15 protein-coding genes are annotated in these 21,501 nt (G+C 74.9%); 3 read left to right on the plus strand and 12 right to left on the minus strand.

Features of this window, described 5'->3' with window-relative positions:
• From OOK34_RS17800 to OOK34_RS17850, 11 genes are all read right to left on the minus strand, one after another.
• Positions 1-2,778 (minus strand): serine/threonine-protein kinase, encoded by a 2,778-nt coding sequence (locus tag OOK34_RS17800; RefSeq protein ID WP_267034849.1) that lies wholly within the window; start codon positions 2,776-2,778, stop codon positions 1-3.
• The gene (locus tag OOK34_RS17805; RefSeq protein ID WP_267036793.1) at positions 2,775-4,067 is read right to left on the minus strand and encodes a hypothetical protein; all 1,293 of its coding nucleotides are present in this window, start codon (positions 4,065-4,067) and stop codon (positions 2,775-2,777) included. Before OOK34_RS17805 ends, OOK34_RS17800 begins: the two co-directional genes overlap by 4 nt.
• A gap of 65 nt (positions 4,068-4,132) precedes the next feature.
• Complete coding sequence (locus tag OOK34_RS17810) at positions 4,133-5,068, minus strand: glutamate ABC transporter substrate-binding protein (protein ID WP_267036794.1); 936 nt, start codon at positions 5,066-5,068, stop codon at positions 4,133-4,135.
• A gap of 152 nt (positions 5,069-5,220) precedes the next feature.
• The gene (locus OOK34_RS17815) at positions 5,221-6,627 is read right to left on the minus strand and encodes a hypothetical protein (RefSeq protein ID WP_267034850.1); all 1,407 of its coding nucleotides are present in this window, start codon (positions 6,625-6,627) and stop codon (positions 5,221-5,223) included.
• Positions 6,628-6,840: 213 nt separating this feature from the next.
• Positions 6,841-7,818: an N-acetylglucosamine kinase gene (locus OOK34_RS17820; RefSeq protein WP_267034851.1), complete on the minus strand. Its 978-nt coding sequence runs from the start codon at positions 7,816-7,818 to the stop codon at positions 6,841-6,843.
• On the minus strand, positions 7,809-9,074 hold the full coding sequence (locus tag OOK34_RS17825; protein WP_267034852.1) for a 6-phospho-beta-glucosidase: 1,266 nt from the start codon (positions 9,072-9,074) through the stop codon (positions 7,809-7,811). The genes OOK34_RS17820 and OOK34_RS17825 overlap by 10 nt, the downstream gene beginning before the upstream one ends.
• A 5-nt stretch (positions 9,075-9,079) precedes the next feature.
• Entirely contained in the window at positions 9,080-9,919 is an 840-nt protein-coding gene (locus OOK34_RS17830) for a carbohydrate ABC transporter permease (protein WP_267034853.1), read from the minus strand.
• On the minus strand, positions 9,916-10,863 hold the full coding sequence (locus OOK34_RS17835) for a carbohydrate ABC transporter permease (protein ID WP_267034854.1): 948 nt from the start codon (positions 10,861-10,863) through the stop codon (positions 9,916-9,918). The genes OOK34_RS17830 and OOK34_RS17835 overlap by 4 nt, the downstream gene beginning before the upstream one ends.
• Positions 10,864-10,869: 6 nt before the next feature.
• Entirely contained in the window at positions 10,870-12,210 is a 1,341-nt protein-coding gene (locus tag OOK34_RS17840; protein WP_267034855.1) for an extracellular solute-binding protein, read from the minus strand.
• 89 nt (positions 12,211-12,299) lie between these two features.
• On the minus strand, positions 12,300-13,511 hold the full coding sequence (locus OOK34_RS17845) for an ROK family transcriptional regulator (protein ID WP_267034856.1): 1,212 nt from the start codon (positions 13,509-13,511) through the stop codon (positions 12,300-12,302).
• Between the two features lie 129 nt (positions 13,512-13,640).
• Entirely contained in the window at positions 13,641-14,714 is a 1,074-nt protein-coding gene (locus tag OOK34_RS17850; RefSeq protein WP_267034857.1) for a mechanosensitive ion channel family protein, read from the minus strand.
• A gap of 262 nt (positions 14,715-14,976) precedes the next feature.
• On the opposite strand from OOK34_RS17850, the gene OOK34_RS17855 reads away from it, so the two are divergent.
• Complete coding sequence (locus OOK34_RS17855; protein ID WP_267034858.1) at positions 14,977-15,510, plus strand: HNH endonuclease; 534 nt, start codon at positions 14,977-14,979, stop codon at positions 15,508-15,510.
• A gap of 538 nt (positions 15,511-16,048) precedes the next feature.
• Here OOK34_RS17855 and OOK34_RS17860 read toward each other — a convergent pair.
• On the minus strand, positions 16,049-19,042 hold the full coding sequence (locus OOK34_RS17860; protein ID WP_267034859.1) for a beta-N-acetylglucosaminidase domain-containing protein: 2,994 nt from the start codon (positions 19,040-19,042) through the stop codon (positions 16,049-16,051).
• 203 nt (positions 19,043-19,245) lie between these two features.
• Here OOK34_RS17860 and OOK34_RS17865 point away from each other — a divergent pair, with 203 nt between their 5' ends.
• Together OOK34_RS17865 and OOK34_RS17870 are read left to right on the plus strand one after the other, a co-directional pair.
• Positions 19,246-19,458 carry a hypothetical protein gene (locus OOK34_RS17865; protein WP_267034860.1) on the plus strand — a complete coding sequence of 71 codons (213 nt, stop codon included), beginning with the start codon at positions 19,246-19,248 and terminating at the stop codon, positions 19,456-19,458.
• Between the two features lie 27 nt (positions 19,459-19,485).
• Positions 19,486-21,486 (plus strand): 4-alpha-glucanotransferase, encoded by a 2,001-nt coding sequence (locus OOK34_RS17870; RefSeq protein WP_267034861.1) that lies wholly within the window; start codon positions 19,486-19,488, stop codon positions 21,484-21,486.
• Positions 21,487-21,501: the final 15 nt, after the last annotated feature.

A 21,501-nucleotide genomic window follows, 5' to 3' on the forward strand; every position in this document is an offset into this window, starting at 1 on the left:
TCACACCCACGTCCGGGGACGGAAACGGTTTGCCCGCTCCACCAGTTCGATCCTCTCCTCGCCCCGCTGCGCCAGCCGGGCGAGGACGCGGTACGAGCGTTCCAGGCCGAAGCGCAGCCCCCGCTCGTCCAGTTGACTGCCGAGCAACGAGGTCCGGCCGGGGTCGGCACCCCGGCTACCCGACAGTACCCAGTCCAGGGCCGAGCCCAGAACCTCCGTCGCCAGCCGCTCCTGCCGCTCCGGGTCCAGCCCGAACCGGCGCAGCGCCTCCACCTGGTCCGACGCCGCCGCGAGGTCGGCCAGCAGCTCCTCCTGCGGGGAGCGGTCGCGCAGGCGTGCCCGTACGGCCGCCACCCGTGCGGCGGTGTAGTGGATCGAGGCCTCCGGTACGGATTCCAGGGTGCGCACCGCGGCCTCCCGGTCGCCGGCCGCCAGCTGGACCCGGGCCAGCCCGAAGGCCGCGCTCACGAACCCCGGGTCGGTGATCCAGACGAGTCGGTAGTACTCGGCGGCGTTGTCCAGCTGCCCCAGGACCTCGGCGCACAGCCCGAGCGCCAGCTTCGGCGCGGGCTCGCCCGGGAAGGCGTCGTAGATGGCGTCGAAGGACAGGGCGGCTATCTCGTCGTCCCCGGTGGCCAGCGAGGCGATCCCGCGCGCCCACACCACCCGCCAGTCGTCCGGATGGCGGGCCTCCAGCTCGGCCAGGGCCCTTCCGGCCACGGGCAGTTCGCCCAGCTCGAGCCGGGCGCGCAGTTCCCGCAGCCGCAGCTCGGCGGAGTCGGCCGGGGCCGCGCCCAGGGCGCCGAGCAGGTCGGCGGGCGCGGAGGCCAGGAGTCCGGCCAGGAAAGCGGCATTCGGATCGCCCGGGTCCACCAGCGGCACCGGCAGGGCGAGCGCCGTGTCGCGGGCGTCGAGCACCGCCAGCCCGGCCGCGACCGGCACCGGCGTACGGGGGGCCGGGAACGGCGGCAGCGCGGGCGCGGGAGCCGCCGGCGCCTGCCGGGGGCCGGGCACCGCGGGGCCCGCCACGTGCGTGGCCGTGGTCCCGAGCCCGGGCAGCGCGGCCCCACCGCCCGTCGGCCCCGCCTGCGCGGAGCCCGGGACCTGCGCGGGCGCCGGGCCGCGACCGGCCTCCGGGACCGCGGCCGTCACCTGCGCAGGAGCCTCGGCCGCCGCCGCGCCCCCGGCCGGAGCCCGGCCCGCGCCCCGGGCGCGCCGGCCGAACAGGGCCCCGCCCCGCCGGGAGGCCACGGACCGCACGCCCAGCCGGGACACCTCCGCCCCGGGCGCGTCCTCGTACAACTGGGTGTCCGGAACCCGCAGTTCCGGACCGAACAGGGTCGACAGCTGCGGCCGGGGCCGCCCCGTCTGCAGCGCGACCACCTCCCGCAGCACACCCGTCAGCTGGTCCGCCATCTCCTGCGCGGACGCGAACCGCCGCCCCGGATCCGGATCGGTCGCCCGTACCAGCAGCCGGTAGAAGGACTCGTACCGGTGGAACACCTCGATGTGCTCCGGATCCGGCAGCGAGTCCACGAACACGTTCGTGTAGCCCTGGAAGTCGAAGGTCAGCACCGCCAGCGTGCGCGCCACCGTGTACAGGTCCGAGGCCACCGAGGGCCCCAGCTCCGCCACCTCGGGCGCCTGGTAGCCCACCGTGCCGTAGATGGCCGAATCCTCGTCGTCCATCCGCCGGACCGCGCCCATGTCGATCAGCTTCAGCTGGTCCTGCTGCTGGATCGCGTTGTCGACCTTGAAGTCGCAGTACAGGAGGTTCCTGCTGTGCAGGTGCCCGAGGGCCTCCAGGGCCTCGATCCCGTACGCGCACGCCTGCTCCACCGGCAGCGGATCCCGCCGCCCGTCCGGCCGGCGCCGCTCGTTCGCGATCTCCTTCAGCGACTTGCCGCCCACGTACTCCATGACGATGTACCCGTCCAGCGAACCCGTCCGCTGGTCCAGGTGCTCCACGAAGTTGTAGATCCGCACGATGTTGGAGTGCTCGATCTCCGCGAGGAAGCGCCGCTCGGAGATCGCCGCCTCCATCGCGTCCTGGTCCCCGGTGTCCAGCAGGCCCTTGAGCACCACCCACCGGTCCGACACCGCCCGGTCCACCGCCAGGTAGACCCAGCCGAGCCCGCCGTGCGCCAGGCAGCCCGCCACCTCGTACTGGCCGTGCACCACGTCCCCGGCGCGCAGCTTCGGCACGAAGGAGTACGGGTGCCCGCACTTGGTGCAGAAGCCCTCCGTACGCCCCGGCCGCTCACCCCGCGACCGGCCCACCGGAGCCCCGCAGTCCGAGCGCGAGCAGAACCGCTTGCGCTCCGGCACCTCCGGGTTCTCCAGCACCGCCGCCGCAGGATCCGGACGCGGCACATGCGGGACGCTGACCAGCCCCGCGCCCAGCCTGCTGCGCCCCGAGGAGGCGGACGACGAGCCCGAACTGCGCACCGACACCGACCGGGTGGACACGGAACCGGGCAGGGAGCGCGACAACCGCCCCGACACCGAGCGGCGCGAGGACGAGGAGCGGGAGGACCTCGAGGAGCGGGCCGAGGCCGAGGACCGGCCCGAGCCGCGCGAGCCCGCCGAACCCTGCGAATCGCCCTGCCGGGCCGCGCTCGTCATCCCCGTCGGCGGCGACACCAGCTCCTCCGCACCCGCGGCCACCGCGCCCATCGGCGCGAGCCCGCAGGTGTCGCAGTACACCTCACCGCCGCCCATGTCCTCGTACGTCCCCGGGCAGCCGGGACGAAGACACGGCGTTCCGACCAGGCTCATGCGTCCTCCTCCCCCGGCCCCTCGGACCGGTACCCCTCGGGCCGCTGATCCCGCGGCCGCTGATCCTGCGGCGGTGCCAGCGCCTCGGCCGTCGCACGCTGGTAGCGCAGGACCGCCTGCTCCGCGACCCGCAGGTCGCAGGGCGCGCTCCACAGCATCCGCCGGGCCGCGTCGTACCGCTCGATCAGCAGCGGATCCTCCGCCATGCCGTGCCGGGCCACCTTCGCCTTGTACGCGTCCAGACGCCCCCGCAGCTCGGCCCGGACCGCCAGCGGCGCCGTCACCGCGGTCAACGATTCACGGGCCCGCCGCAGTTCCTCCTCGGCCCGGTCCTCCAGCGCGTCCAGCAGCGGCGACAGCCGGTGCCACTGCGACTGCCGCCGGTACTCGGCCGCCGCCGCCAGCTGCTCCTGCAGGGCCGTCGGCGGACCGCTCACCGCCGGCACCTCCGACGCCGCGATCTTCGCCAGCACCTCGCCGCGCGCCGTCCGCGCCTCCGCCAGCGTCCGGTCCGCCCGCGACAGCACGTCCCGCAGCGCGATCAGCCGCTGCTCCGCGTCCTGCCGTACGGTCAGGACCGCCTCGACCTCCCGCCGTACGTCGTCCAGCGCGCGCGCCGCACGGTCGTAACGGGCGGTGTCCGGACGCCCCCCGCCCGGGGCGGAACTCCCCGCCACCGCCACCCAGAAGGCCAGCGGGTCCGCGATCACCGCCTCCCGAAGCTCCGCCAGCTCGGCGGTGATCGCCTCCAGATCGTCCCCCGAAGGGTGCTCGCCCGGCCGCACCCCCACCGAACGCGCCAGCGAACGGGTCCGGTGCAGCTCGGCCGAGAGCAGGTCGATCCGCGCGGGCAGCGCCGACCACACCGCGTCGGCGGCGACCACCACGTCCAGGGAGGCCGCGTACAGCTCGTTCATCCGGGCCACCAGATCGGCAAGCGAGAAGCGCTCCGCCAGCGCCACGCCCCCCACCCCGGCCCCGGCGATCGTCACCCCGGGCCCGCGCAGCCGCTCCGTCAGCTCGGCCAAGTCCGTGACGCTCGGCCAGCGGCGCCGCTCACGGATCTCCCGGGCGGCGGCCAGCGCCCCGCTGTAGGCGTCGAAGTACGTCCACAGCCGGGTCACCGCCGCGTCGGCCTCGGCCCACCGCTCCTTGGTGACCCCGCTCAGCGCGGCCCCTTCCAGCAGCCGCCGCCCGGCGTGGTCCTGGAGCGCGAGCAGCGAGGTCTCGACGGCCTCGTGCTCCGCGCCGAGGCGCGCCAGCGCGCGGTCGACGTCGTCCCGGTCCATCACTGCCACATAGGGCTGGCTCGCATTGGGCTGGCTCACGTAGGGCTCCGAATCCGCCACCGGCCTCAGCCGTCCCGGTACTTGGGCGAGGGCGGCACGCTGGCCTTCGGCAGCACGTCCTCGAAGTGCTTCCGGTAGGAGGTCGACCACGGGCTCTGCTCACCGCCCGCCCGGTAGTTCTCCAGCACCTTGTTCACCCGGCGCACCAGGTCGGAGGCGTCCTTGTTCATCGCCACCCCGTAGAACTCGCGGGTGAACGGCGCCCCCACCAGCTGCACCGAGGGGTCCTGCGCCGCCTGCCCGGCGGCCAGCGCGTTGTCGGTGATGATCCCTTCGACCTCGCCCAGCTGGAGCCGCACCAGGCAGTCCAGCTGGTTCGGCACGGACACCCCGACCGAGCCGTACGACTGGGACTTCAGGGCCGCCTCCGCCGTGGAACCGGCCGCCGTGCAGATCCGGCGGCCCTTCAGCGAGGCGTCGTACCCGGTGATCGGCGAACCCTTGGGGGCCAGCACCTGCTGCCCCGCCTCGAAGTAGGCCGTGGAGAAGGCCACGTCCTCCAGGCGCTTGCAGTTGATCGTCATGGTCCGCACGACGATGTCGACCCGGCCCTCCTGGAGCGCCGGGACGCGCTGACTGGTCGGGATCGCCCGGTAGATGACCAGGTCCTCATTGCCCAGGATGTCCTTCGCTATCGCCTTGACCAGGTCGATGTCGAAGCCGTCCAGGTGGCCGTCCGGATTGCGGTAGCCCCACTTGAAGCTGTTCTGGTCCACGCCCGCCACGAGCTTGCCCGCCTTGCGGATCCGCTCGATGGCCGGGCCGTCCAGCCCGGACGGGCGCAGGCTGGACTCCGGGTCCTGACAAGTGTCGGCCGGCGCCAAGGGGGCCGCCCCCACCGAGGCCGGCTCCTGGACCACCCCGGGACGCCCGGAGCCCGGCGAGGCCTGGGCCAGCGGCAGCAGCACCGCCGCCGCCGTCACCGCGCAGGCCGCGGCCATCGCACTCACCCCGCCCCAGCCGCGCAGCCGGGCCGCCGCCCGCCGCAACCGGGCCGCGCCCGGCCGCGGCGACGGCGCCCCGGCCGCCGCTTCCTGCGGCGCCCCGGACGGCTCGCCCCGCTCCGGCCCTGTCCCTCGTATCCGCATGGAACTCACCTGTACTCCGAAAGCCTGCGACCGATGCCGAGGAGGGCCGCCGCCGCGCCGGCGACCGCCAGCACCGCCGAGCCCGTCACCAGCCCGCCCAGCGCGCCGAGCCCGTCCCGGGCGGCCAGGGTGAACTGCTTCTGCTCATGGGCCACGGCCCGCTCCAGGGAGGCGTCCACCGTGTCGAACGAGGCCCCGCTGCTGTCCTTGTGCTTCTCGTCCCCGATGACCTGGGGCAGGGCCAGCTCGTAGTCGCCCTTCATGTCCGCGTCCCGGGCGGCCGCGTGCCGCTGCTTCCACTGCGCCACACCCGCGACCGCCTTCGAGACGGGCTCGCGCCCGCTCCCGTCGTCGGCCAGCTTCAGCGCCCGCGCCAGCCCGGCGTCGAGCTGCTTCATGTTCTTCTCGTAGTCCACGTCGTACTTGTCGGACTTCTTGTCCTCGGCCAGTACGGCGCCCCGCGCGATCAGCGTCAGGTTCTCGTTGGCCCGCGCCTGGAGCGAGGCGATCCGCGCGTCATTGAGCACCTTCAGCGACTCCTGCCCGTCCGCCCTGGCCTCGCCCAGCCCGGCCCGGGCCACCGACTGCCCCACCGTCAGCCACAGCAGCACCACCGCCGCCGCGGCCGTCGCGCCCACCAGACCGTGGTTGAAGACACGGTTGGTACGCCGGTAGTTGCGCCGCTGCGCCCACACGAGCGCGCCCAGCGCCAGCAGGCCCACGCCCGTCGCGGCCACCGGCCAGGACCGGGCCTCGTCGTAGTCCGTGTACAGCCGGCCCGTCTCCGCCTCGTACAGCCGCTGCGCGGCGGGCAGCAGCACCGTGCTCATCTGCTCGTTGGCGTAGCGCAGGTAGGCCCCGCCGAGCGGCAGGCCCTGCCGGTTGGTCGCGCGGGCCTGCTCGATCAGGCCGGTGTAGCGGGGCAGCTGCTCGCCGAGGAGCGCTATCTCCTTGCGGGAGTCCCCGCCGGCCCCGGTGTTGGCCGCCGCGCTCACCAGCAGCCGGGAGGCGTTGGCGATGTCCTTCTCGTAGCGCTGGCGGACCTCCCGGGGCTCCTGGGCGCCCGCGAGGAACCCGCTGGAGGAGGCCGTGTCGGCATCCGCGAGGGAACGGTAGATGCTCGCCGCGTCCGCGCTCAGCGGCTGGCTGCGGCCCACCACGTCCTCCGCGGCGGTGACCCGGCCGGAGACCTCCCACACCGCGACCGCGCCGAACAGCACGACCAGGGCGGCCAGCACCGCGCCGATGATCCGCAGCCGGCCCGGCTCGGTCGTCGCCGCGGCGCGAACCCGCTCCACGCCCTCGGCCCATGCGGTACTCCGCCGGGGCGGCGCGGGCGGTCTCGCGGCCGGCCCGGCGGGCGCCCCGGAGGTACCGCCCGCGGGCGCGGACGCGCGTGTCGTGATGGCCACCGTGACCTCCCCCTCGGTCCCTCTGCTCCGCAGCAGTATGGCCGTAGTGGCGCCCGACCACAGCACCCGGTGCCCGATCTTGGGCGATCCCCCGCCCCGACCGCCCCCGCCACCGTCCCCCCGCCACCCCTGCGGCTTCCCCCGTCGCTCCTTCACCGTCAATACGCCCGGGCGGCCCCGGCGGTTCCGGGCGTACGGGTTCCCCGCGCAGGTTCACTCGAATTGGGCACGGAGCCTGCCGTGGGCCTCCGGGGGCGCACCGAGGGCGTCCAGGCCCAGCAGGGCGGCGCCCAGGACCGGCGGGGCCGTGACCACCAAGACGCGGGCCCGGGGGGCGCGGCGGGCCAGCAGCTCCTCGATCCGGCCGTTCAGCTGCGGATGCCGGGCGGCGAGCACACCGCCGCCCAGCACCACCGGCACCTCCTCCGCCAGCAGCCCGAGCCGCTCCAGGGCCACCGCGGCCAGCGCCACCACCTCCTCGGCCTGCCGCTCCACGATCGCCGAGGCCACCGGATCGCCCGCCGCGGCCACCGCGAACAGCACCGGCACCAGCTCGTGCACCCGCCGGGCCAGCGGGCCCAGGTGCAGCCCCTCGATCAGCCCGGCCATCGAAGCCAGCCCGAAGTGCCCCGGCAGGGCCGCCGCCAGAGCCGTCGGCCCGCCGCGCCCGTCCTCGGCCCGCGCCGCCCACCACAGGGCCTCCTGCGCCAGCCCGCCCCCGCCGCCCCAGTCCCCGGAGATCTGCCCCAGGGCGGCGAAGCGGGCGGTGCGCCCGTCGGGCAGCATGCCCACGCAGTTGATGCCCGCCCCGCAGACCACCGCGACCCCGCGCGGCCGGTCCACGCCCGCCCGCAGGATCGCGAAGGTGTCGTTGCGCACCTCGGTGGCCGCGCCCCAGCCGCGCGCCGCGACCGCTTCGGCGAGCCGGCGCTCCTCCACCGGGAGGTCGGCGTTGGCCAGGCAGGCCGAGACCCGGGCCGCGCGCGGCACTTCGGGCAGCCCGGCGGCCGCGGCGGCCTTGGCGACGGCCTCCCCGAGCACGTCCACGGCAGCCTCCACGCCCACCCGGGGCGGCTGGAAGCCCCCGGAGCGCCCGGTGCCGAGGACCGTGCCGTCCGCGGCGACCAGGGCGGCGTCCGTCTTGCTGTTGCCCGCGTCGATCGCGAGGACGGCGGCCACGGCTACGCCCACGGCAGGTGCTCCTTGTTGTGCGCGAGCAGCCGGTCGGTCAGTCCCTCGGCCAGGTCGTACTGCCCGACGAGGGGGTGCGCGAGGAGGGCCTTGAAGACCCGCTCGCGCCCGCCGCGCAGGGCGGCGTCCAGCGCGAGGTCCTCGTACGCGCTCACGTGCGCGACCAGCCCGGCGTACAGGGGGTCCAGCCGGGGCGCGGGCAGCGTCACCGGGCCGGCGGCGTCGACGCGTGCCTGCACCTCGATCACGGCGTCGTCCGCGAGGAAGGGCAGGGTCCCGTCGTTGCGGGTGTTGACCACTTGCACGGACGGCCCGCCGCCGCCCAGCAGGGCCGCCGCCAGGTCCACGGCGGCCTCGGAGTAGAAGGCCCCGCCCCGCTTGGCGAGCAGTGCGGGCTTCTCGTCGAGCGCGGGATCCCCGTACAGGGCGAGGAGTTCGCGCTCCATCGCGGCGACCTCGGCGGCCCGCGAGGGCTTCCCGCCGAGCTCGCGGACCACCTCGTCGTGGGCGTAGAAGTAGCGCAGGTAGTACGAGGGCACCGCGCCGAGCCGGTCCAGGAGGGCGCGCGGCAGGTGCAGGTCGGCGGCGACGGCGTCGCCGTGCTCGGCCAGCAGCCGGGGCAGGACGTCGGCGCCGTCCGGGCCGCCGAGCCGGACGCCCAGTTCCCAGGTCAGGTGGTTGAGGCCGACGTGGTCGAGGTGGACCTCGGCGGGCGCCACGTCCAGCAGCGCCGCGAACTTGCGCTGGAAGCCGATCGCGACGTTGCACAGCCCGACCGCCTTGTGCCCGGCCCCGAGCAGGGCGCGGGTGACGATCCCGACCGGGTTGGTGAAGTCGATGATCCAGGCGTCCGGGGCGGCCCGGCGGACCCGCTCGGCGATGTCCAGGACCACCGGGACGGTGCGCAGGGCCTTGGCGAGCCCGCCCGCGCCGGTGGTCTCCTGCCCGACGCAGCCGCACTCCAGCGGCCAGGTCTCGTCCTGGAGCCGGGCCGCCTGCCCGCCGATGCGCAGCTGGAGCAGGACCGCGTCGGCGCCGGCCACCCCCGCGTCCAGGTCGGAGGTGGTGGTGACGAGCCCGGGGTGGCCCTGGCGGGCGAGGATCCGCCGGGCCAGGCCGCCGATCAGCTCCAGCCGTTCGGCGGCGGGGTCGATCAGTACGAGTTCGTCGACGGGCAGGGTGTCGCGCAGCCGTGCGAAGCCGTCGACCAGTTCGGGGGTGTAGGTGGAACCACCGCCCACCACTGCGAGTTTCATCGGGATCAGCCTTTCACTCCGGTCAGGGTGACTCCCTCGACGAACGCCTTCTGGGCGAAGAAGAAGAGGAGGATCACCGGGGCCATGACGAGCACCGTCGCCGCCATGGTCAGGTTCCAGTCGGTGTGGTGTGCGCTCTTGAAGGACTCCAGGCCGTAGCTGAGGGTCCAGGCGGCCGGGTTGTCGGAGGCGTAGATCTGGGGGCCGAAGTAGTCGTTCCAGGCGGAGAAGAACTGGAAGAGGGCGACGGCCGCGATGCCCGGCTTGGCCATGGGCAGGACGACGCGCAGCAGGGTGCGCACCTCTCCGCAGCCGTCGACGCGGGCCGCGTCCAGGTATTCGCCGGGGATGGTCAGCAGGAACTGGCGGAGCAGGAAGATGGAGAAGGCGTCGCCGAAGGCCATCGGGACGATCAGCGGCCACAGGGTGCCGGACAGGTCGAGATGCTTCGCCCAGAAGAGGTACATGGGGATGACGACCACCTGCGGCGGCAGCATCATCATGGCGATCACCAGCAGCAGGGCGAGCCGCCGCCCGCGGAAGCGGAACCTGGCGAGGGCGTAGGCGACGGGCACCGAGGACACCACGGTCAGCAGGGTGCCGAGCCCGGCGTACAGGAGGGTGTTGCGCCACCAGGTCAGGAAGCCGGGGGTGTTCCAGACCTTCGTGTAGTTGCCCCACTCCCAGGTGCGCGGCCACAGCTCGCGGGTCAGCGCCTGCTGGTCGCTCATCAGGGAGGTGAGGAGGAGGAAGACGAAGGGCAGGACGAAGAACAGGGCGGCGGCCACGGCGAGGGAGTGCACCGCGATCCAGTGCAGGACGGCCTTGCGCCCGTGCGCGCTCATTCGCCGGCTCCGGTCAGTCCGCCGCGCCGTCGCATCAGGAGGGCGGTGAAGGCCATGGAGAGGGCGAAGAGCACCAGGGCGAGGACGCTGGCGCTGCCGTAGTCGAAGCGCTGGAAGCCGAGGTGGTAGACGGCCTGGGGCAGGGTCAGCGTGGACTTGTCGGGGTAGCCGGGTTCGGGCTGTTGTCCGGAGCCGCCGATGATCCCGGAGGCCACCTTCCCGGCGACGAGCGGCTGCGTGTAGTACTGCATGGCCTGGATGACGCCGGTGACCACGGCGAACAGGATGATCGGGGAGATGTTCGGCAGGGTGATGTGGCGGAAGCGGGCCCAGGCCCCGGCCCCGTCCAGCTGGGCGGCCTCGTACTGCTCCTTCGGTACGTCGAGCAGCGCGGCCATGAAGATCACCATCAGGTCGCCGGCCCCCCACACCGCGAGGGCGGTGAGCGCGGGCTTGGACCAGTCGGCGTCGGTGAACCAGCCGGGCGAGGGCAGCCCGGCTGCGTCCAGCAGGGTGTTGACCGGGCCCGTGCCGGGGTTGAGCAGGAAGACGAAGGCGAGGGTCGCGGCCACCGGCGGGGCCAGGTAGGGCAGGTAGAACAGGGTCCGGAAGAGGCCGGCACCGGTCTTGATCCGGATGGCGAGCAGGCCGATGCCGAGGCCGAAGACGACCCGGCAGCCCACCATGACCACGACCAGCCAGAGGGTGTTGCGCATGGCCGGCCAGAAGAGCGGATAGTCGGTGAAGACGTAGCTCCAGTTGGCCAGGCCGTTGAAGACGGGCGGGCGGAAGCCGTCGTACTTCGTGAAGGAGAAGTACACGGTGTTCAGCAGCGGGTAGGCGAAGAAGACGGCGAAGCCGATCAGCCAGGGCGACATGAAGGCGAGGGTCCGCAGGGCGGAGCGCCGGTGTTTCGCCCGTAGGGCGGTGGTGTTCGTGGTCATCGCCGGCTACTCGGCCTTCGCTATGTCCGTGTCGATCTGCCGGTCGGTACGGGCGAGTCCGGCCGGGATGTCGGCGACGTCGCCCTTCTCCACCGCGTACGCGAAGTCCTGGAAGGTCAGCTGGTAGGTGCCGCCGTCGGCCCGGGCCGGGGTGGTGTTCGACTTCGGGTGCCGGGCGATGTCGAGGAAGGTCTTGGACTCGGGGGTCACCTGGAGCTGCGGGGACTCCAGTGCGGCCAGCGTCGAGGGCACGTTGTGGATGGCGTTGGCGAAGGCGACCACGGCCTCGGTGTCGGTGGTCATGTAGCGCACCAGCTCCCAGGCGGCGTTCTGCTTCCGGCTCGCCGAGGAGATGCCCATGATGGTGCCGGAGAGGTAGCCCTTGCCGTAGTCGGCGACCTGGTCGTCCGGTACGGGCAGCGGGGCGGTGCCGACCTCGAAGCCGACCCCGGCCGCCTTGGCCATGGCGGGCCGCCACTCGCCGTCGATCTGCATGGCGACCAGGCCCTTGTGGAAGGGGTGTTCGGCGTTCCACTCGTCGCCGAAGGTGGTGCGGAAGCGCTCCAGCTTCTCGTAGCCGCCGAGCTTGGCGACGAGGTCCTTCTGGGCGGTCAGCATCTTCGCGAAGGCCGGGTCGCCGGCGAGGTTCGAGGCGCCGCCGGGGGTGAACCAGGTGGGGCTCCACTGCGCGGCCAGCCGTATCGGGGTGGTCTCGTAGCCGTGGAAGGTGGGCATCACGCCGAGTTGGCTGTACGAGTCACCGTCGGTCTTGGTGAGTATCCGTGCGTCCTCCGCGAACTGGCTCCAGGTCCTGGGCGGTTCGGTGATCCCGGCGGCGGCGAAGGCGGTCTTGTTGTAGACGAGGCCGTAGGCGTCGTGGAGCAGCGGGAGGGTGCACTGGTTGCCCCTGAACTGGGTGTACTCCAGCAGGCTCGCGGGGAAGACCTTGGTCTTGTCGATCCCGGACTTCCGCAGGAAGGGGCCCAGGTCGGCGAAGGCGCCGGAGTTGCAGAACTTGCCGACGCTGTCGGTGGAGAAGGAGGAGACCACGTCGGGGGCCTTGTCCCCGCCCGCGCGCAGCGCCTGGTTGATCTTGGCGTCGGTCATGTCACCGGTGACCTTGACCTTGATGTTCGGGTGCGCCTTGGAGAAGCGGGCGAGGTTCTCCTCGATCGCCTTGACCTCGGCGGGCGTGGACCAGCCGTGCCAGAAGTTGAGGGTGACGTCGGCCTTGGGGTCGTCGGCGGCGGCGGCGCTGCCGCCGCTCTGGCCCGTGCAGGCGGTGGCGAGTAGGGACAGGGTGACCAGGGCTGCCGCGAAGGTGGTCAGGCGTGCGGCTTGGGGCATGGCGGTGCTCGCTCTCTGGGGGAAGAACTTCCGGCGAGGGGTGCCGGCGGGGGTGTCTCTGGGTGTTCCCGGGTGTTTCCGGGAGGTCTTTAGCGGGAGGTGTCGAAGACTTCCTCACGGGTGGCGGCCAGGGCGCTCTCCAGGGCGCCGCGCAGCACGGGCCGTTCGCGCACCTCGCCGGTGACCAGCCGGGGCCGGGAGGGGGCCAGTTCGGCGAGTTCCTCCTCCAGCAGGGCGCGCAGCGGTTCGCCGCCCGCGGTGATCAGGGCGCCGGACAGGACCACGATCTCCGGGTCCAGTACGGCGACCAGCGAGGCCAGACCGGTCGCCAGGGCGGTGGCGTACGACTGGAGGAAGCGCAGGTACGGTCCCTCGGGCGCGGCGGCGGCCCGCCGCAGCAGTGCGGCCCCGGCCGCCACCTGCGCCGTGTGCGGGGCGTCCGGGACGGCGGGGGTGCCGACGCCGGCGGCGGCCGCGAGCCCGGGCAGCACCTGTGCGCCGGCCAGCTCCTGGTAGCCGCCGGTGTTGGCCCGGGTGACCTGCCGGACCAGGGGGTGTCCGGGCACGGGCAGGAAACCGACCTCGCCGGCGCCGCCGGTCCAGCCGCGGTGCAGCCGGCCGCCGAGCACAAGGGCGGCGCCGAGGCCCTCCTCGTTCCACAGCAGGACGAAGTCCTCGTGGCCGCGGGCCGCGCCGAGGCGCTGCTCGGCGACGGCGGCGAGGTTGACGTCGTTCTCGTACTCGACCGGCAGGGGCAGGGCCGCGGCCAGCTCGTCGAGGAGGGTGGGGGAGTGCCAGCCGGGGAGGTGGCTGGCGTAGCGCAGCCGGCCGGAGCGGGGGTCGAAGGCGCCGGGGGTGGCGATGACCAGGCGGTGCAGGTCGGAGCGGGCCAGTCCGGCGTCCGCGAGGGCCCCGGCGAGGGCTTCGGTGACCTGTCCCACGGCGTCGGCGCCCTCGGCGTAGGGGAGTTCGAAGCCGCCGACCACGGTGCCGGTCAGGTCGGCGACGGCGGCGAGCACCCGGTCGGGGGTCACGTCGAGGCCGCCGACGTGGGCGGCGCGGGCGTTGAGCGCGTACAGCTGGGCGTTGGGGCCGGGGCGGCCGCCGTCGGTGCCGGTGGCCACGACCAGTCCGGCGGCCTCGAGCCGGGCCAGCAGCTGGGAGGCGGTGGGCTTCGACAGCCCGGTGAGGTGGCCGATCCGGGTCCGGGACAGGGGGCCGTGCGTCAGCAGCAGTTCCAGGGCGGCGCGGTCGTTCATGGCGCGCAGCAGGCTGGGGGTTCCGGGCGTGGCGGCGGGCATGACGCGGTCTCTCCCTCACCGAGGTGAACTGTTAGGTAAGTTTCCTATTGGCTTCGGAGGCGTGTCAATGCCGCTGCCCCGCCGGAAGGGACCGGCGGGGCAGCGGATGGCGGGGCGTGCGCCCGGGCGCTACTGCTTGGGGAGGCGGACCCCGCCGGGCGCGGGCGCCTGCGGGATCGGGGTGGTGGCCAGGGATTGCGGGGAGGCCGGGTTGGCCAGCGCCGAGGGCGGGGCGACGGCGGCCGCCGCGTCGGCGGGGGCGGCCTCCTCCTCGTCGGCCGGCAGCCCGCCGATGATCCGGATGCCGGCCCTGTCGAAGGCCTCCTTGATCCGCCAGCGCAGCTCGCGCTCCACGGCGAACTGCTGGCCCGGCATGGTCTTCGCCGACACCTTCACCGTCATGGAGGCCAGCAGCACCTCGTCCAGGCCCAGTACCTCCACGGGGCCCCACAGGCGCTCGTCCCACGGGGTCTCCTTCGCCAGGGTGTCCGCGACCTCCTGGACCACCTCGCGGATGCGCGCGAGGCTCTCCGTCGGCTTGACCTGCACGGCCACGCCCGCCGTCGCCCAGCCCTGGCTGAGGTTGCCGATCCGCTTGATCTCGCCGTTGCGGACGTACCAGATCTCGCCGTTGTCGCCGCGCAGCTTCGTCACGCGCAGCCCGACCTCTATCACCTCGCCGGAGGCCACCCCCGCGTCGATCTTGTCGCCGACGCCGTACTGGTCCTCCATGATCATGAAAACGCCGGAGAGGAAGTCCGTCACCAGGTTGCGGGCACCGAAACCGATCGCCACACCGGCCACACCGGCACTCGCCAGCAGCGGCGCCAGATCGATCTTCAGCGCGGCCAGGACCATCAGCGCGGCCGTACCGAGGATCAGGAACGAGGCCACCGACCGCAGTACGGAGCCGATCGCCTCCGAGCGCTGGCGGCGCCGCTCGGCATTGACCAGCAGCCCGCCCAGTGCGGTGCCCTCGACGGCCTCCGCACTGGTGTTCATCCGGCTTATCAGCTTGGTCAGGGCCTTGCGGACCACCGTACGGAGCGCGGCCGCGATCACGACGATCAGGAGGATCCGCAGGCCGATGCTCAGCCAGGTGGCCCAGTTCTCCTCGATGAAGCTCGCGGCGTTGGTCACGCTCTCGGTCGCATCGTCGGTGGGGGTCGCTGCCAGCGGTAGCAGAGTGGCGGGCGAGGGCACGGCGGGAACCTCCAGGCATAGCGGCCTGCCCGCGGAAAGGTTGTGTGCGGGCAGGCCATCCACACTAACGGGGCACAGCGCCGACCTTGTTGCCGTGTTCGAGGGAGAGACCGGACTCACCTGGGGATGAAGGGAGTGTGGTTGAAAACACCTCGGGCCCGTTACCGGCGCGTGGTGGCGCTTCGACCAGCCGTAAGGGGAGACTGGAGAGCAGATCGTCCCGGCGCGAGCCACGCGCCGCCGGCGTACAAGGAGGCAGTCCGTGCCGCACGTCCTGGTCCTCAACGCGTCGTACGAGCCCCTCGGCGTCGTACCGCTCCGCCGCGCGCTCGTCCTCGTACTGGAGAACAAGGCAATCTCCCTCGAGGAATCGGGCGCCTTTCTGCACAGCGCGACGAGAGCCGTCCCCGCGCCCAGCGTGGTCCGGCTCAAGCGCTTCGTGCGGGTCCCCTACCGGGGGCCCGTTCCACTCACCCGCCGCGCGCTGTTCGCCCGCGACGGCGGCCGCTGCATGTACTGCGGGGCCGTCGCCACGAGCGTGGACCACGTCATCCCGCGCAGCCGGGGAGGCCAGCACGCCTGGGACAACGTGGTCGCCGCGTGCCGGCGGTGCAACCACGTGAAGGCGGACCGGCACCTCCTGGAGCTGGGCTGGCGGCTGCGCCACCAGCCCGCTCCGCCGTCCGGGCTGGCCTGGCGGATCATCGGGACGGGGCATCGGGATCCGCGGTGGATGCCGTACCTCCAGCCGTACGGGGCCGAGGATGCGCTGGAGCGCATCGGGGCCACCGCCTGACATTTCTCGACGCGCCCCTCGCACCGTTCGGCGCCGGGGCGCCTCTCGGGCTTCGGCCCGCTGCGCCGGACTCCGTCCGTCGGACCCAGGGCGGGGCCACGGGCCCGGCCGTCGTCTGCGGGTGGTTGCCGCTGCGCGGGGCTGGCCCCTCCCCGCCCTTCCACCGTTCCCGCCTCAGACGCCGGCGCGGCTCGAAGGGTCCGGGGCTGCGCCCCGGACCCCCTGGGGGCGGAGCCCGGGGAACGGTGGAAGGGCGGGGAGGGACCCGCCCCGCGCAGCGGCCTCCACCCGCAGGCGGGCAACCGACCCCAGCCGGGGCCCGTGGCCCCGCCCCGGGCCCGCCGGACGGAGTCCGGCGCAGCGGCGCGAAGCCGGCGAGGCGCCCCCGGCGCCGAGCCGTGCGAGCGGCGCGTCGGAAATTGGGCCCGGCGCAGCGGCGCGAAGCCGGTAAGGCCCGCCGGGGCCGCACCGCGCGAGCGGCGCGTGAAGAAGGCGTGGCGCGCCGGCGCCGAACGGTGCGAGGGCCGCGTCACAAAGACTAGGGAAGCGCCGCCAAGGCCGTCGCAGACCAGAGGCTGCAGCCGAAGCGCGTCGCGCGGCGGTCGCAGGTGACGCGGACGAAGCGGGTGTCGGGGGCGTCCAGGCGGACGGTGTCCACGCCGCCGCGGGAGCTGACCGTGGCCGCCGGGCGCCAGGTCGCGCCGTCGCGGGAGGTCTCCACCCGGTACTCCGACGGGTAGGCCTCCTGCCAGTGCAGGGTCAGCAGGCCCACCCGGGCCGGGGCGGCCAGTTCCGCCTGCCACCACGCCCCGTCCACCGCCGGGGACGACCACCGGGTCGCGGCGGAGCCGTCCACCGCCGCCGACGCCGGGAACTGCGGGGCCTCGTCCCCCGAGGAGGTGGCCCGGGCCGTGCGCAGCAGGTCCGGACCGCCGGTGCGGGGTACCGCCCGGACAGTGAGGGTGCGCACCTCCCCGTCGAAGGCCAGCGGGACCTCGTACACCCCGGCCGGGGTGCCCGCCGCGACGGTGACCTCCACCGGGACGGTGACGGTCGCGCCCCGGGGTACCGCCACGTCCTGCGGGATCCTGACCGCGATCCCGGCGGGCGGGGCCGCCGTGAGCGGGCCGCGCACCTCGCCGGGGCGAAGGGCGGACAGCTGCGCCGACACCTTCCCGGGGGCGCCGCCGATCTCCGCGTCGGCCCGGCCCCCCTCGGCCAGCTCGAAGCGGGCCCGCGGCCCGTCGGCGAACCACGGGACCACCTGGTGCACCACCGGGTCCGGGCCCGCCCACGACAGCCGGACCGCGTCCGCCCGTACGCCCGCCCCGTCGGCCTGGGTCCAGCCGGACGCCGCCGCCTCGCCGAGCCTGCGCCAGCCCTCGCCGGGTACGTGCGCCTCCACCACCGCGCCCCGGGCGCCCGGGGCCAGCGGGTCGGTCATGACCGTGACCGCGGCGAGCGGCCGCGCGGAGTCCAGCCGGACGGTCCAGGAGCCGGGCTCGTGCCGTACGGTCCCGTCCTTGCGGGCCGCGCCCGTCCAGGCGTCCGACTCCGCCGCCGCCTTCGCCAGGAAGGGGTCCAGCACGGAGGTGTCCACCCGCACCCCGCCCGGTTCCGCCAGCGCGCGCCGCGCCGCCGCCAGGTCCCGCGAGGCCTGCCAGGCGGCCGCCCCGTCACCCCGGGCCTCGGCGCGCAGCAGGTCGACCGCCAGTTCGCCCGCGGCCCCGTAGCGCGCGAGCCGCTCCAGCCAGGGGCCCGCCTCCGCCGCGACGGGGGCGTCCAGCCGGTCCGGGGCCTCCCGGAGCACGGTGAAGGCAGCGCGGAGCCGGTCCCCGGCGGCCTTGTCCCCGCCGGCCCGGGCCCGCCAGAACTCCTCCACCAGCGGCTTCAGATAGGCCGACTCCTCCAGTTTGAGGCCCGAGGAGGCGGTGTTCCCGGCGAGGGCCGCCAGCGCCGCCCGGGTCCGCGGGTCGGGGCCCGACAGTTCGCGCACCGCCGCGGCCCAGGACTCCCCGGGCCGGTAACCGCGCGGGTTCCAGGCGTAGTCCGCCGCCGTGAACAGCGGGATCCGCGACAGGGTGCCCTGCGCCATCGCGTTGGCCAGCACCCCCGCCGAACCGCCCGCCACCGCCGGATCGCGCCCGGCGTAGGGGCCGAGGAAGATCCGGCCCGGGTCCCAGTCGTTGACCGGGTAGTTGTCCATGGTGACCAGCGGATGCCCGAGCGCGGCCCGCGCCCCGGCCAGCTCCTTGCCGGTGATGGTGCGCGGCACCACGCCCACGCCCGTCCAGGCCACCTCCACGCGCGGGTCCAGCGCCCCGGCCAGGGCCGTCCGGTAGGCGGTGGCGCCCTCCTGGAAGTACTCGGTCGGCAGCAGCGACAGCGGGGCCGCCCCCGGGTGCCGCGCGGCCAGGTGCGCCGCCAGCTCGCCCGCGACCTCGGCGTGCGCCTTCGCGGCCGCCGCGGGGCCCGTCCCGTACCGCACCCGGTCGGCCCGGCAGCCCCACTCCGTGTAGCTGACGTCCTGGAACTGCACCTGGAACGCCCGGAAGCCCAGCTCCCACATGGCGTCGGCCTTGCGCAGCAGCGCCGCCCGGTCGTCCGCCGACGCCAGGCACATGGACTGCCCAGGGGACACCGCCCAGCCGAGGACCACCCGGTTGGCGCGGGCCCGCTCGGCCAGCGCCCGGAACTCCTCCTGCCGTTCGCGCGGGTACTCCTCGCGCCAGGCCGTCGTGCGGTACGGGTCGTCGCCGGGCGCCAGCAGCAGCCGGTTCTGCTTGGTGCGGCCCAGGAAGTCCAGCTGCGCCAGGCGCTGTTCCCTGGTCCAGGGCTGCCCGTAGAAACCCTCGGTGATCCCGCGCACGGGCGCGATGGGCCAGTCCCGCACCAGCATCCCGGGCACCTTTCCGTGCCCGGCGGCCAGCAGCTGACGCAGCGTCTGCGCGGCGTGGAACAGCCCGTCCTCGCCCTCCCCGGCCAGCGCGACGGTGTCCCGCCCGCCGGTGCGGCCCACCGCCAGCCGGTACCCGCCGTCCGGGAGGTCCCCGGCCGCGGCCGCGCCCAGCGCCCGCAGGGCCTCCTCGGCGTCCGGCCCCTGGAGGCGTACGACGAGGGCCCGCTCGGGCAGCGCCGCCCCCGGGGGCCGCTCGTGCAGGGTCCGTACGCCGGCCGCGCGCAGGGCAGTGCGTACGACCTCGACGGCGTACGGGTCCGCGCCGGCCGGGGCCACCAGCACGGCCTCCGCCGCCACCGGCACCTCGCGCCCCGGATCGGCGGTCGCCGACTGCGGCCGGGGCCACACGGCCGGGCCCTCGGAAGCGGCTCGCGGAACGTCGGAACCCGGGTCGAGGACGGGCCCGAGTCCCGCCGCGTACACGGGAGCGGAGCCGCTGTCGGGGCGCGGCGAGGACGGGGTCCCCGGCGCGGCGGTGATCCCCGGCGGAGCCGAGGCGACGGCCCCGCCGAGCAGCGTCCCGATGACGGCTACGGCCGCGGCCGTGGTCCGCTTCCTGCCCCTGAGCTGCACGGAGCCCCTCCCGTCCCGAGTCGTCCCCCGACCGTACGAACGAGCCCGAGCCCACCACCCGTGCGGCTTAAGTGTCAATGCGGGTGGGGTGATCTGACCTGGATCCGCCAGGAATGCGGTGCCCCTGACTGGGTATGGCTGCGGTGTTCGCCGCGGGTGTTGCATGGGCGGGTCCGACGAGAACCGCACAAGGGAGGCCCCTCATGAACGCCCGCACCGCGCCGCCCGGCACCCGCAGGAAACCCGCCCCGCTCGCCCACCTGCCCGCGCGGTCCGGCCCCGAGGACGCACCGCCGGCCGACGCGCACCCGCCGCTGACCAGTGAACCCCCGCTGGCCGGCTCCGCGTACACGCCCCTGACCAGCGAATCCCCGCTCGTGGCCGAGTCCCCCCTGACCAGCGAGCCGCTTTCCTAGCCCCGCTCCGCAGCCCCCCAGCCAAGGATGACGATGGACGACCTCGCCCGGCTCGCGGCCCTCTACGGCGTCGCCACCTCCTACCAGCCCGCCGAGGACGTCACCGTCCAGGTGCCGCAGGCCACGGTCCGGGCCGTGCTCGCCCTGGCCGGGGTGCCCGCCGGCACCCCGCAGGAGGTCCGGGAACGGGCCGACGCCGCCGAGCGGGAGCGGGCCGGGCGGCTGCTCCCGCCGACCCTGGTGCACTGGCGGGGGGAGCCCGGCCCGCCGGCCCTGGCCGCGCTGCCGGCCGGGACCCGGGTCCGGGTGACCCTGGAGGACGGGGCCGGGGAGGGCGGGTGGCACCCCGGGCTGCCCCTGGGGGTGCACCGCCTGACGGCCCAGACACCCGACGGGCGCACCGCCGGGGCCACCCTGATCGTGGCCCCGGACCGGGCCCCGGCGGCGCCCGACCGCGCCCACGGGCTGCTCGTCCAGCTCTACTCCCTGCTCTCGGAGCGCTCCTGGGGCATGGGCGACCTCGGCGACCTCGCGGAGCTGGCCCGCTGGGCGGCCCGTACCCACGGCGCCGATTTCATCCAGGTCAACCCGCTGCACGCGGCCCTCCCGGGCACCCCGACCGACCCGTCCCCCTACCGGCCGGCCTCGCGCCGCTTCCCGGACCCGGTCCACCTGCGCATCGAGGACCTGCCCGAGTACGCCGCCTGCCCGGACCAGGGCGCCCTCGCCGAACTGGCCGCCCGGGGCGGTGAGCTGCGCCGCGAGGTGCTGGAGAAGGGCGCGCTGATCGACCGGGACGCCGTGTGGGCCCTCAAGCGCGCCGCCCTGGAACTGCTGTACGCCGTCCCGCGCGGCCCCGAGCGGGAGGCCGCCTACCGGGCGTTCCGCGCGGCCCAGGGGGAGGGGCTCGAGGCGCACGCCGCCTGGTGCGCGGCCGCCGCCGGGGAGGATCCCGAGGAGCGCGCCGGCTTCCACGCCTGGCTGGTCTGGCTGACGGACACCCAGCTCACCGCCGCCCAGCGGGCCGCGCGGGAGGCCGGGATGACGGTCGGCATCGTGCACGACCTGGCCGTCGGGGTGCACCCGGACGGCTCGGACGCCCGTACGGGCTCCTTCCACGCCCGCAGCGCCTCCGTCGGCGCCCCGCCGGACGCCTTCAACGCGCGCGGCCAGGACTGGGGGCTGCCGCCCTGGCGGCCCGACGCCCTGGAGGGTTCCGCGTACGCCCCCTTCCGGGCCCTGCTGCGCGGGGTGTTCCGCTATGCGGGAGCGGTGCGCGTGGACCACGTCATGGGCCTGTTCCGGCTCTGGTGGATCCCGGAGGGGGCCGCGCCCGCGCAGGGCACGTACGTCGCCTACGACGGCGAGGCGATGCTGGCCGTCCTGGTCCTGGAGGCGCACCGGGCGGGGGCCCTGGTGGTCGGCGAGGACCTCGGGACGGTGGAGCCGCGGGTGCGGCGCGCACTGGCCCGGCGCGGGATCCTCGGCACCTCCGTGCTGTGGTTCGAGCGGGACTGGTCGGGCGACGGGCAGCCGCTGCCCGCGGCGGCCTGGCGGTCGGAGTGCCTGGCCACCGCCACCACCCACGATCTGCCGCCCTCCGCCGCGAAGCTGGCCGGGTCCCACGTCGAACTGCGCGACCGGCTCGGCCTGCTGACCCGCCCTCTGGACGCGGAGGCGGCCGAGGACGCCGCCGACACCGCGCAGTGGCTGCGGGTGCTGGACGGGCTGGGGCTGGAGACCAAGGGCGAGGAGGCCGCCGTACGGGCCCTGTACGCCTTCCTGCTGCGCACGCCCGCCCGGCTGGTCGGCGTATGGCTGCCCGACGCGGTGGGGGACCGGCGGCCGCAGAACCTGCCGGGCACCTGGGACCAGTACCCCAACTGGCGGCTGCCGGTCGCCGACGCGGCGGGCCGGCCGCTGACCCTGGAGGCGCTGACGTCCTCGCCGCGGGCGAACGCCCTGCTGAGCGCGGTGCGGGAGGGCGCGCAGACCCGTACGGCACCCCCGGGCGCGCGCCCCGTTTAGGTGTTCGCTACTTTT

Source organism: Streptomyces sp. NBC_00091, from assembly GCF_026343185.1.
In the GTDB taxonomy this organism is placed as follows: Bacteria; Actinomycetota; Actinomycetes; order Streptomycetales; family Streptomycetaceae; genus Streptomyces.

What these genes read in the sequence shown, in the direction of transcription:
- OOK34_RS17870 (WP_267034861.1), top strand. Translation starts at nt 19,486, where the DNA reads ATGACGATGGACGACCTCGCCCGGCTCGCGGCCCTCTACGGCGTCGCC.
- OOK34_RS17810 (WP_267036794.1), bottom strand. Translation starts at nt 5,068, where the DNA reads ATGGCCGCGGCCTGCGCGGTGACGGCGGCGGCGGTGCTGCTGCCGCTG.
- OOK34_RS17805 (WP_267036793.1), bottom strand. Translation starts at nt 4,067, where the DNA reads ATGGACCGGGACGACGTCGACCGCGCGCTGGCGCGCCTCGGCGCGGAG.
- OOK34_RS17835 (WP_267034854.1), bottom strand. Translation starts at nt 10,863, where the DNA reads ATGACCACGAACACCACCGCCCTACGGGCGAAACACCGGCGCTCCGCC.
- OOK34_RS17845 (WP_267034856.1), bottom strand. Translation starts at nt 13,511, where the DNA reads ATGCCCGCCGCCACGCCCGGAACCCCCAGCCTGCTGCGCGCCATGAAC.
- OOK34_RS17840 (WP_267034855.1), bottom strand. Translation starts at nt 12,210, where the DNA reads ATGCCCCAAGCCGCACGCCTGACCACCTTCGCGGCAGCCCTGGTCACC.
- OOK34_RS17830 (WP_267034853.1), bottom strand. Translation starts at nt 9,919, where the DNA reads ATGAGCGCGCACGGGCGCAAGGCCGTCCTGCACTGGATCGCGGTGCAC.
- OOK34_RS17865 (WP_267034860.1), top strand. Translation starts at nt 19,246, where the DNA reads ATGAACGCCCGCACCGCGCCGCCCGGCACCCGCAGGAAACCCGCCCCG.
- OOK34_RS17825 (WP_267034852.1), bottom strand. Translation starts at nt 9,074, where the DNA reads ATGAAACTCGCAGTGGTGGGCGGTGGTTCCACCTACACCCCCGAACTG.
- OOK34_RS17800 (WP_267034849.1), bottom strand. Translation starts at nt 2,778, where the DNA reads ATGAGCCTGGTCGGAACGCCGTGTCTTCGTCCCGGCTGCCCGGGGACG.